Origin of the sequence: Micromonospora sp., assembly GCF_048594385.1 — a bacterium.
In the GTDB taxonomy this organism is placed as follows: Bacteria; Actinomycetota; Actinomycetes; order Mycobacteriales; family Micromonosporaceae; genus Micromonospora; species Micromonospora wenchangensis.
In genome coordinates this window covers 1-11,684 of the sequence record NZ_JBMDWU010000452.1, presented here as the reverse complement: position 1 = coordinate 11,684, position 11,684 = coordinate 1, and the positions used below count along the sequence as shown (strand labels likewise).

Annotated in this window: 7 protein-coding genes and 1 riboswitch; of the genes, 6 read left to right on the top strand and 1 reads right to left on the bottom strand. The window is 75.4% G+C overall.

The features are described 5' to 3' along the window. Window positions 1-257 precede the first annotated feature (257 nt). Window positions 258-1,469 (top strand): MFS transporter, encoded by a 1,212-nt coding sequence (locus ACOJTC_RS24760; RefSeq protein WP_420118683.1) that lies wholly within the window; start codon window positions 258-260, stop codon window positions 1,467-1,469. A 4-nt stretch (window positions 1,470-1,473) separates the two neighbouring features. Here the strand turns inward: ACOJTC_RS24760 and ACOJTC_RS24755 are convergent, their stop codons facing one another. After that, window positions 1,474-2,250 (bottom strand): AfsR/SARP family transcriptional regulator, encoded by a 777-nt coding sequence (locus ACOJTC_RS24755; RefSeq protein WP_307825995.1) that lies wholly within the window; start codon window positions 2,248-2,250, stop codon window positions 1,474-1,476. A gap of 290 nt (window positions 2,251-2,540) precedes the next feature. Here ACOJTC_RS24755 and ACOJTC_RS24750 point away from each other — a divergent pair, with 290 nt between their 5' ends. The 5 genes from ACOJTC_RS24750 to ACOJTC_RS24730 all read left to right on the top strand — a co-directional run. Next, complete coding sequence (locus ACOJTC_RS24750) at window positions 2,541-3,782, top strand: MFS transporter (RefSeq protein WP_420118682.1); 1,242 nt, start codon at window positions 2,541-2,543, stop codon at window positions 3,780-3,782. Window positions 3,783-3,855: 73 nt separating this feature from the next. Further along, window positions 3,856-4,755 (top strand): aldo/keto reductase, encoded by a 900-nt coding sequence (locus tag ACOJTC_RS24745; protein ID WP_420118681.1) that lies wholly within the window; start codon window positions 3,856-3,858, stop codon window positions 4,753-4,755. 90 nt (window positions 4,756-4,845) lie between these two features. Beyond that, a complete protein-coding gene (locus ACOJTC_RS24740) occupies window positions 4,846-5,181 on the top strand; it encodes a hypothetical protein (RefSeq protein WP_088646738.1) in 336 nt (111 codons plus the stop codon). A 580-nt stretch (window positions 5,182-5,761) separates the two neighbouring features. Next, window positions 5,762-5,891, top strand: a riboswitch (cobalamin riboswitch). A 309-nt stretch (window positions 5,892-6,200) separates the two neighbouring features. Continuing rightward, the gene (cobN, locus tag ACOJTC_RS24735) at window positions 6,201-9,914 is read left to right on the top strand and encodes a cobaltochelatase subunit CobN (RefSeq protein ID WP_420118680.1); all 3,714 of its coding nucleotides are present in this window, start codon (window positions 6,201-6,203) and stop codon (window positions 9,912-9,914) included. A 55-nt stretch (window positions 9,915-9,969) separates the two neighbouring features. Beyond that, the coding region (locus ACOJTC_RS24730; protein ID WP_420118679.1) for an ATP-binding protein at window positions 9,970-11,684 on the top strand (1,715 nt) is incomplete at its 3' end.

Sequence of the window (11,684 nt, the reverse complement as noted above, 5' to 3'; positions counted from 1 at the left end):
CCCGCGCCGGCGTGCGGTGATCAAGAGGTTCGCGTCACCGGCCACGGCATTTCCTGACGCAAACCTCTTGATCACCCGGGCGGGTTGATCACGTGGGCGGGGCAGGGCAGGGCAGGGCAGGGCAGGGCAGGGGAGGGGGAGTGGGTCGGGCGGGTGAGGGCGGTGGAGCGGCGGGGATGGGGGTGGGTGGTGGGGTACCGAGCGTGTCGGTGGTGACTACTGTTCGTCCCCGGTGGACGGGTGGGAGGGGTGGTCGGGTGGCGACGTCGCGGGTGGACCTCTCGGGTCGGGCCGGCACGCCCTTGCGGGCGATCCTGCGGTCGCCCGGCTGGATGGGCTGGGCCGTCGCCACCTTCGGGGCCCGGCTGCCGGTGGCGATGGCCCCGCTGGCACTGGTCTTCGCCGGCCGGGCGCTCAGCGACGGCTACCTGCTCAGCGGCCTACTGGTCGGCGCGCACACCATCGGCGAGGCGGTCGCGGCACCGGCCGCCGGGGCGCTGATCGACAGGTGGAACCCGCGTCGCGTGCTGGCCGGGTGCCTGGCCGCCGAGGCGCTGCTGTTCCTGGCCGCCGCCGTGGTGGTCGGCACGGGTGGCGGCACGGCGCTGCTGGTCGTCCTCGTCGCGTTGGCCGGTGCGGTGCCGGCCGGCGCGCCGGGCGGTCTGCGGTCGATGCTCACCCACCTGGTCGACGCGGCCGTGCTGCCCCGGGCGCTGTCCCTGGACACGGTGCTCAACCAGGTCTGCTGGGGGCTCGGACCGGTGCTGGTCGGGGTGACGGTCGCCGCCGTCTCGCCCGCCGCCGGTGTGGGCCTGGTCGCGCTGCCGGCCGCGATCGCCGCGGGGGCGGCCCTGCGCCGGCCCGATCCGCCGGCGGCCCGGCCCGCCGCCGGGCGCAGCCGGGTGCTGCCGGTGCTGCGCCTGCTGGCCCGCACCCTGGCGTTGACCGCCGCGCTGCGGGTGCTGCTCGGGGTGCTGACGGTGGCGGCGGTGCCGCTGTTCACCGGCAGCGGGCAGGCGTCGCTCGCCGGGCTGGCCCTCGCCGCGTACGCGGTCGGGACCGGCCTCGGCAGCGTCCTGTACAGCCTGCGGAGCTGGCCGGGCGGCCACCAGCGGCAGGCCGACGTCGCCCTGCTGGTGCTCGGCCTGGTGGTCGCGTTCGCGGTGGTCGCGCGACCGCACGCCGTCGCGCTGCTGACGCTGTACGCCGTCGCCGGGTTCTTCGAGGGGCCGACCGTGCTGGCCCGGTCGCTGCACCTGGAACGGGTCCTGCCACCCGACCGCCGGGCCACCGGCTTCTCCCTCCAGTACGCGGCGATCGGCTGGGGGTTCGCCGTGGGCAGCATGGTGCTGGCACCCCTGCTGACCCGCTGGGGCGCGGCCACCGTGGTCACCGGGGCGGGGTTGGCGGTGGCGGCGCTCGCCCTCGTGGCGACCCTTCTGCCCGCGCGCCCCGACCGGGCCCGGTGACCCGTCACCGGTACGCCGCCCCCGACCATCCGGCCGCGGCGGACCGGCGGGCGTCGGACGGCTCGCTGAGCGCCGGGTCGCCGTCGAGCACCCGCCGATGCAGCCGCTGCAACGCCGGCCCCGGCTCGATGCCCACGCCGTCGGCAAGCGTCTGACGGAGGTCGCGGTACACCGCGAGGGCGTCGGCCCGGCGGCCCACCTGGCACAGCGCCCGCATCTGCATGTCGCGCAGCCGTTCCCGCTCGGGGTGGAGGGTGACCAGTGCGGCCAGTTCCTCGACGGCTTCGTCGTACCAGCCGAGCCGCAGGTAGGCGTCGGCGCGCAGCTCGATGGCGAGCAGCCGCCGTTCACCGAGCCGTCGGCTCTCGGCCAGGATCGAGGGGGACGGGTCGACGTCGGCGAGCGGGTCCCCCCGCCAGGCGGCCAACGCCTCGGACAGGGACCGGACCGCGTCGTCGAGCCGGCCCGCCGCGAAGGCGGCCCGGCCGCGCACCACGTTGGCGTCGAAGAGGTGGCTGTCGACGTCGCCGCGTGCCAACCGCAGTTTGTATCCACCCGGGCCGGTGATGATGGACCGCCCCACCGACGGGGGCAGACTGCGCCGGAGGCGGAAGACGTACTGCCGGATCAGATTGCCGGCCGAGGCGGGTGGTTCGTCGGTCCACACCTCCCGGGCCAGGCGTTCCACCGGAATGAGCACATTTCCGTTGACCGTCAGGACCGCCATCAGATTGCGTTGCTTGGGAGCATTGATGCAGTAGTTCTGCCCGGGAAGTATCACAAATGTTCCGAGTATGCCGAACTTCACGAATCCCCCACGATGCGCGTGCCCCCGTACCGTCAGTGCCCACCACTGATTGAAGTTAATCGATCAATAATGACGGTGCCGCGCCATCTCCGTTCGGCCACGCCGCTGCGGTAAGGGGCACATCGCGCTTGTGGCCGTGACAAAAGCGGTGTGAGATCAGCGGTGGGACGTCGGGCCCGGACGGGACACACCGGGCCGGGAAAACGACCACACCAGGAAAGCCGGGCCGGAAGGGCCACGCCAGGGGAAGAGGACCGCGCGCCGTGAACACCGCCACCGATAACCGAGCCGTCCCACCCCCGGTGGTACGGGCCGCCCGTACCGGAGTCGCGGTGGTCTTCGCCCTCAACGGCCTCGCCGTGGCGACCTGGTTCTCCCGGGTCCCGGCGGTCCGCGACGCGCTCGGCCTCAGCGCCGGCCGGCTCGGACTGCTGCTGCTGGCCATGTCCGGGGGCGCGGTGCTGGCGCTGACCACCGCCGGCCTGGTGACCCAGCGGCTCGGCCCGGCCCGCACCGTCGTCGCCTCGACCGTGCTGGTGGCGGTCGGCCTGGCCGGGGTGGGCATCGCCACCCCGATCGGCTCACTGCCCGGCGTCGCGGTCGGCCTGTTCGCCCTCGGCTACGGCTCCGGCACCTGCGCCGTGGGCATGAACGTCGAGGGCGCGGCGGTGGAGAAACGGCTCGGTCGCACCATCCTGCCCCGCTTCCACGCCGCCTGGAGCCTCGGCTCGGTGGCCGGCGCCGGGCTCGGCGCGGGCGCGGCCCGGCTCGCGGTGCCGATCACCGTGCACCTGGCGGTGCTGGCGGCGGTGGTGCTCGGCGGCACCCTGCTCGGGGCGCGGAACTTCCTGCCCGCCCTGCCCGCCTCCACCGCCGACGGTGCCGCGTCGGCCCGCCGGGGTGGCCTGCTCGCGGCCTGGCGGGAGCCGCGCACCCTGCTCATCGGCGCGCTGGTGCTGGTGATGGCGTTCACCGAGGGCAGCGCCAACGACTGGCTGGCGGTCGCCTTCGTCGACGGCTACGGGGTCAGCGAGGCCGCCGGGGCCGCCGTCTTCGGGGTCTTCGTCGCCGGCATGACCATCGGCCGGACCGCCGGCACCGTGGCCATCGACCGCTGGGGTCGGGTGCCCGTGCTGATCGGCACGATCCTGCTGGCCGCCGCCGGCTCCCTGCTGGCGGTGCTGGCCGGCTCCGGGCCGCTCGCCGTCGTCGGGGTGGTCCTCTGGGGACTCGGCGCATCGCTCGGCTTCCCGGTCGGGATGAGCGCCGCCGCCGACGACGAGGAACGCGCCCCCGCCCGGGTCAGCGTCGTCGCGGTGCTCGGCTACACGTCGTTCCTGGCCAGCCCGCCGCTGCTGGGTCTGCTCGGTGACCACGTCGGCATCCTGCACGCCCTGCTGGTGGTGCCGGTGCTGCTGATTCCGACCCTGGCCCTGGTGCCGGCGACCCGTCCGCCGGCCGGTGCCGCGCCGCAGACACCCGCCGGCCCGATACAGAAAATCTAACAGTCGTCGGCCCCGGCCGGTATCGGGTGCGCGGCCGTTACGCCGGGCCACCGCCGCTGGCTAGGGTCGCCGGATGCCAACCGAGATCACCGCCGCAGCGGCGGGCCGCTGGACCCTGGGTGACCGCACCGTGCACCGGATGGGCTTCGGCTCGATGCGGATCACCGCCCACCCCGACCGGGAACGGGCGTTGCGCGTCCTGCGCCGGGCCGTCGAACTGGGGGTCGACCACATCGACACCGCCGCGTTCTACGTCTCGCCGGGCGGCACCCTGAAGGTCGGCACCGGCCCCGCCCGGTACGCCACCGAACTGATCCGCGCCGCGCTCGCCCCGTACCCGGAAGGGCTGGTCGTCGCCACCAAGGTCGGCTTCCGGGACGACCCGACGACCGGCCTGCACGAGGAGGCCAGCCCGGCGCAGCTGCGCGCCCAGGTGGAGGAGAACCTGCGCCGGCTCGGCCGCGACCACCTCGACCTGGTCAACCTGCGGATCGTCAAGCGGCCCGCGCCGGACTCCGTGGCCGAACGCTTCGGCGCGCTGGCCGAGCTGCGCGACGCCGGCCTGATCCGGCACCTGGGTCTGTCCAACGTCCGCCTCGACCACCTCGACGAGGCGCAGACCATCGCCCCGGTGGTCTGCGTGCAGAACAACTACGCGCTGGACAACCGGGGCGACCAGGACGCCATGGTCCGCGAGTGCGGTGCCCGGGGGATCGCCTACGTGCCGTTCTTCTCCCTGACCGGCGGCAACCGCGAAGGCGGGGCCCGCACCGACCACGGCGCGGCCGTACACGCCGTCGCCCGCGCCCACGACGCCACCCCGCAGCAGGTACGCCTCGCCTGGACGCTGCACCAGGGCCCGCACGTACTGGCCATCCCCGGCACCGGTGACCCGGCCCACCTCGCCGAGAACGTCGCGGCCGCCGCGCTGCGACTCACCCCCGACGAGCTGGCCGCCCTCGACCGGCGGTGAACGGGCCGCTCAGCCGGCTGTCACCGGGTTCGCAGCGCCCTTCCAGGTGGGGGTGCTCCACTGGAGGGACGCCGAGGAGAGGACGGGCAGATGGGCTGGTTCAGCCGACGGACCCGGGCTGACGAGGGCATCCCGACCAAGCTCGACCGGGAGGCCACCCGGGACGACCTGACCGCGTTGGCGGACTTCGTGGCCGCCCACCGGGGGGTGGAGTTCTATCTCGAACCCGAGACGACCGCCACCGACACCACGGTGGTGGCGATCGCGCACGACGGGGAGTGGATCCGCCGCCGCACCGGCTCCCCACGTACGGCGGCCAAGCTGGCCCACCGGCACGCGGTGCCACTCTACGAGGCGGCGAAGACCGGATACCCGGAGCGGATGCGGGCCTGGAACCGGGCCCACCCCGAGCGTCGCCTCCGCTGACCCCGCAGCCGCGCGTGCAGCGTGGCCGGGGTGGTGGCCCCCGTGGGATGTCGGCCCGTGGGATGTGGGTCCGTGGGGGTGCGGCCACGGCGGCGGGTGCGACCGCCGGCCGCCCCGGTCGCCTGCCACTGCGGGGCAGGGGTGTGGGGGTATGTCGTCGCGGGCCCTTTCGAGCTGATGACGGTGACGGATCGGCCCCGCGGGGTGGGACGACCCGTACCGCCAGGTCGGGGGTGGCCGGGGTGGCGCGGCACCGGATGGGCCTGTGACCGGAGGGCCTGCGGCACCGGAGGGGGCGGCCCCGTGGCACCGGGCCGGGGCCGCCGCCCTCAGGCTGCCCCGGCCCCGGGGTGTCGGGGGGCCCTACCCGGCGCGACAACCGTCCGGTCAGGTCGGCCGTGCCGGTCCCGAGTCGTTGACATCATCAGCTCGACAGCGTGCGAGAGAGGTGTCCCGACCGACCAGGGCCGTGCCGCCCGGATCAGCTCCGTGCCGCCCAGTTCCGCGCCGTCGCGGGGCCGGTGGCCGCCGTTGACCTCGGGGTGAGGAGTGTGGCAGCATTCGCGGCCTGACGGCAGTGAAGGAAGTCGGTGCGATTCCGACGCGGTCCCGCCACTGTCACCGGGGAGCGATCCCCCCTCGTGGGTCACGACCGTGCGTGCACGGTTGGAAGGCCGGGGGTGAGCGTCGATCCGGGAGCCAGGATACTTCGGCCGTCGGAGAACCCCAGGGCGTGGACACCCGAGGAGGAACCGATGACGCACAGCGTCACTGCCGACCCGATCACGGTCGGTGATTTCCGCATCACCGTCGAGCCCGCGCCGCCGCGCGCTCCCACCTCTCCCACCGTCGCCGGCCGTCGCCGGGGCGGTCGGCCTGCCACGTACCGCTGACGGCCGGTCCGGGTGCCCCGCCGCCGGCGGGGTGCGTCGGACCTCCGCCGCCGCTGACCGGCGTCCCTCCCGCCCCGCTCGGCCCGGCCCCGTGGTCGAGCCGGACGTCACTCTCCGGAGCCGAACGTGCGCATCCTGCTGCTGTCCACCGCCGACACCGATCTGCTCGCCGCCCGCGCCAGCGCCGCCGACTACCGTCTCGCCAACCCCACCCGGGTCGACGTGGCCGCCGTGCCGGCCCTGCTCGACGGTGTCGACCTGGCCGTCGTACGGCTGCTCGGCGGGCGGCAGGCGTGGCCGGACGGCCTCGCGGCGGTGCTCGGCTCCGGCGTCCCCACGATCGTGCTCGGCGGCGAGGCGGTGCCCGACGCGGAGCTGATGGCGGCCTCCACGGTGGCCTCCGGGGTGGCCACCGAAGCGCTGTCCTACCTGGTCGAAGGGGGCGCGGACAACCTCGCCCAGCTCGCCCGGTTCCTCTCCGACACCGTCCTGCTCACCGGTGAGGGCTTCGACCCGCCCACCCCCACCCCGCCCTACGGCATCCTCGACCACCACCGCCCGTCCACCCCGGTCGACGGGGCGGACCCGGTGGCCGGGCCGCAGGACGGCGGCGGGCGGCCCACGGTGGGGATCGTGTTCTACCGGGCGCACGCGCTGGCCGGCAACACCGGTTTCGTGCAGACCCTGGCCGACGCGGTCGACGCGGCCGGCGGCGAACCGCTGCCGATCTTCTGCGGATCGCTGCGCGGGCTCACCCCCGGCGACGGGCCGCTGGACCTCTTCGCCCGCTGCGACGCGCTCGTCGTCACCGTCCACGCCGCCGGGGGGACGGTCGCCGCCGATGCCTCCGGCGGGGGCGACGAGGACGCCTGGGACGTCGGCGCGCTCGCCGCCCTCGATGTGCCGGTGATCCAGGCGCTCTGCCTGACCAGCACCCGGGAGCAGTGGGCGGCCAGCGACGCCGGACTGTCCCCGCTCGACGCGGCCATGCAGGTGGCCATCCCCGAGTTCGACGGTCGGATCGTCACCGTGCCGTTCTCGTTCAAGCGGATCGACGCCGACGGGCTGTCGGTCTACGCCGCCGACGCCGAGCGGGCCGCCCGGGTCGCCGGGATCGCCGTCCGGCAGGCCCGGCTGCGCCACCTGCCCAACGCCACGAAGCGGGTGGCGGTCGTGCTCAGCTCCTACCCGACGAAGCACTCCCGGGTCGGCAACGCCGTCGGCCTGGACACCCCCGCCTCGGCGGTCCGGCTGCTCGCCGCCCTCGCCGACGCCGGATACCACCTCGGCGACGCGCCGCCCCCCACCGACGGGGACGCGCTGATCCACGCGTTGATCGCCGCCGGGGGCCACGACGTCGAGTGGCTCACCCCGGAACAGTTGGCCGCCGCCGAGGCCCGGGTGCCGGGGGACACCTACCGGCGCTGGTTCGACCAGGTGCCGGTCGACCTGCGGGACCGGATGCGGGAACACTGGGGTGAGCCACCCGGCCAGCTCTACACCGACGACGGGGACATCGTCCTGGCCGGGCTGCGGTTCGGCAACGTCACCCTGCTGATCCAGCCGCCGCGCGGCTTCGGCGAGAACCCGATCGCCATCTACCACGACCCCGACCTGCCACCCAGCCACCACTACCTGGCCGCGTACCGGTGGCTGGCCGCGCCGGTCGCCGACGGCGGCTTCGGCGCCGACGCGGTGGTGCACCTCGGTAAACACGGCACCCTGGAATGGCTGCCCGGTAAGGGACTCGGCCTGGCCGCCGACTGCGCCCCCGACGCCGTCCTCGGTGACCTGCCGCTGGTCTACCCGTTCATCGTCAACGACCCCGGCGAGGGCACCCAGGCCAAGCGGCGGGCGCACGCCGTCGTGGTCGACCACCTGGTGCCCCCGATGGCCCGCGCCGAGACCTACGGCGAACTGGCGAAACTCGAACAGCTGCTGGACGAGTACGCCACCGTGCAGGCCCTCGACCCGGCGAAGGTGCCGGTGGTCCGGGGGCAGATCTGGGAGCTGGTGCGCGCCGCCGAACTCCACCACGACCTGCACACCGAGGCGATGCCCGCCGCCGACGACTTCGACGACTTCGTGCTGCACCTCGACGGCTACCTGTGCGAGGTCAAGGACGTGCAGATCCGCGACGGGCTGCACATCCTGGCCGGGGTGCCCACCGGCGAGGCGCGGGTCAACCTCGTCCTGGCCGTGCTGCGCGCACCGCAGGTGTGGGGCGGCAGCCGGGCGCTGCCCGGCCTGCGGCAGGCCCTCGCCGCCGGCTACGGCCTCGACGAGCAGACGCTGCTCGCCGAGCCCGGGGCGCGGGTGGCGGTGCCGACGGCGTTGACCGACGTCGTCGACGGGCCGGCGGTCACCGCCGCCGACGCCGTCGACCTGATCGAAGGGCTGGCCCGGCGGCTCGTCCTCGGCATGGAAACCCTCGGCTGGGATCCCGACCGGGCCGACCCGGTGGTCGCGGAGGTGACCGGCGGGTCCTGCCCCGACGCCGCCGAGGTGCTGCGGTTCGCCGCCCGCGAGGTGGTGCCCCGGCTGGACCGCACCACCGACGAGATCACCCACACCCTCGGCGCGCTCGCCGGCCGGTTCGTGCCGCCCGGCCCCTCCGGGTCGCCCACCCGGGGGCTGGTCAACGTGCTGCCCACCGGCCGCAACTTCTACTCCGTCGACCCGAAGGCGATCCCCAGCCGCAACGCCTGGGACGTCGGGGTCGCGCTGGCCGACTCGCTGCTCGCCCGCTACCTCGCCGACACCGGGGAGTACCCGCGGTCGGTCGGGCTGACCGTATGGGGCACCAGCGCCATGCGTACCCAGGGCGACGACATCGCCGAGGTGCTGGCCCTGCTCGGCTGCCGGCCGGTGTGGGACGACCGGTCGCGGCGGGTCACCGGCGTCGAGGTGGTGCCGGTGGCGGAACTGGGCCGGCCCCGGGTCGACGTCACGGTCCGCATCTCCGGCTTCTTCCGCGACGCGTTCCCGCACGTCGTCGCCCTCCTCGACGACGCGGTACGGCTGGTCGCCGCCCTCGACGAGCCGGCCGGGGACAACTACCTGCGCGCGCACGTGGCCGCCGACCTCGCCACCCACGGCGACGAGCGGCGGGCCACCGCCCGGATCTTCGGCTCCACGCCCGGGGCGTACGGGGCGGGGCTGCTGCCGCTGATCGACGCCCGGAACTGGCGCACCGACGCCGACCTGGCCGAGGTGTACGCCGTGTGGGGCGGCTACGCCTACGGCCGGGGCCTGGACGGGCGGGAGGCGCGGGCCGACATGGAACGGTCCTTCGCCCGGATCGCGGTGGCGGCGAAGAACCAGGACACCCGCGAGCACGACATCGTCGACTCCGACGACTACTTCCAGTACCACGGCGGGATGGTGGCGATGGTGCGCCACCTGACCGGGTCCGCCCCGGCCGCGTACGTGGGCGATTCGGCGATGTCGCACGACGTGCGCACCCGCACCCTCGGCGAGGAGACCCGGCGGGTGTTCCGGGCCCGGGTGGTCAACCCGAAGTGGATCGCCGCGATGCGCCGGCACGGCTACAAGGGCGCGTTCGAGCTGGCCGCCACCGTGGACTACCTGTTCGGCTACGACGCCACCGCCGGGGTCGTCGACGACTGGATGTACGAGCGCCTCGCCGAGGCGTACCTGTTCGACGGGCAGACCCGGGAGTTCCTGGAGCGGTCCAACCCGTGGGCGCTGCGCGGCATCACCGAACGGCTCCTGGAGGCCGCCGAACGCGGTCTGTGGGCCGCCCCCGACCCCACCACCCTGGACCGCCTCCGGGAGACCTACCTGGCCACCGAGGGCGACCTGGAGGAACGACAGTGAGCGCGAGGAGTGAGCCGGGTTTGCGAGCCCCGCAGTCGCGATCGGAGGGGGCGCGGTGAGCGCGAGGAGTGAGCCGGGTTTGCGAGCCCCGCAGTCGCGATCGGAGGTCAGCTCAATGAGCGGGTTTCCCTTCTCGGCAGTGCTCGGGATGGACGACATGCGGTTGGCGCTGCTGCTCAACGCGGTCAGCCCGGCGATCGGCGGGGTGCTCGTGCGGGGTGAGAAGGGCACCGCCAAGTCCACCGCCGTGCGGGCCCTCGCCGCCCTGCTCCCGCCGGTGGACCGGGTCGCCGGCTGCCGGTTCGGCTGCGACCCGGCCACCCCCGACCCGACCTGCCCGGACGGCCCCCACCCGGCCGCCGCCGGGCACGAGGACCCGGCCGCCGCGCCGGTCGAGCGCCGACCCGCCCGGCTGGTGGAGCTGCCGGTCGGTGCCGCCGAGGACCGGGTGGTCGGCTCGCTGGACCTGGAGAAGGCCCTCGCCGAGGGGGTACGCGCCTTCGAGCCGGGCCTGCTCGCCGCCGCCCACCGGGGGGTGCTCTACGTCGACGAGGTGAACCTGCTCCACGACCACCTGGTCGACCTGCTGCTGGATGCCGCCGCGATGGGCCGCTGCCACGTCGAACGGGAGGGTGTCTCGGTCAGTCACGCCGCCCGGTTCCTGCTGGTGGGCACGATGAACCCGGAGGAGGGTGAGCTGCGTCCGCAGCTGCGCGACCGGTTCGGGCTGACCGTCGAGGTGGCGGCCAGCCGGGACCCGGTCGTCCGGGTGGAGGTGGTGCGCCGCCGGCTCGCCGCCGACGCGGACCCGGTCGGGTTCGCCGCCCGGTGGGCCGCCGCCGACGCGGAGGTGGCCGCCCGGGTGGCCGCCGCCCGGGACCGGCTCGACGCGGTGCTGCTGCCCGACGCCGCGTTGCGGCAGATCGCCGAGGTCTGCGCCGCGTTCGACGTGGACGGGATGCGCGCCGACATCGTCACCGCCCGGACCGCCGTCGCGCACGCCGCCTGGCAGGGCCGGGACCGGGTGACCGCCGAGGACGTGCGGGTCGCCGCCCGCCTCGCCCTGCCGCACCGCCGTCGCCGTGACCCGTTCGACACCCCGGGCCTGGACGAGAAGCGCCTCGACGAGGCGTTGCAGCGGGCCCGCGACGAGCACCCCGACGACGACCCGCCGGCCACGGGGCCGGCCGGTCCGGGTGACCCGACCGGCGGGCCGGACGGTGCTGGCCCCGGTGGGCCGGACGGCCCCTCGGCGGGCGGCCCCGGCGGCGGGTCGGGCCCGCAGCCACCCGACGACGCCGGTGGGCCGCAGGATGCCACCGGTGGGCCGCAGGACGCCGGTGGTCCGCCGGGCCACGACGACCACCCGCGCGCCCGGACCGGTCCGGCCTCCCCACAGTCCGGGGACGACCGGTGGCCGGACCGCATCGACGACGGCGGACCGGCCGGCGACGACGGGCCGAACACCGGACACCGCGCCGACGGCCGGTCGGGACGCCCCGACGACGGCTCCGCCGAGCACACCGGTGCCCGTCCCGGGCGACCCGGCCAGGGCGGTACCGCGAACCCGGGTGACCCGGCGGGCACCGGCTCGGTGGCCGTACCGCAGCGGGGGTTGACGGCCCGGTTGTTCACCGCGCCGGGGGTCGGCGACGGGGTGCCCGGCCGGCGCTCGCGGGCCCGGACCGGGCGGGGGCGGACCACCGGGGCCCGGGTGCCGGCCGGTCGGCCGGCGGCGGTGCACCTGCCGGCGACCCTGCGTGCCGCCGC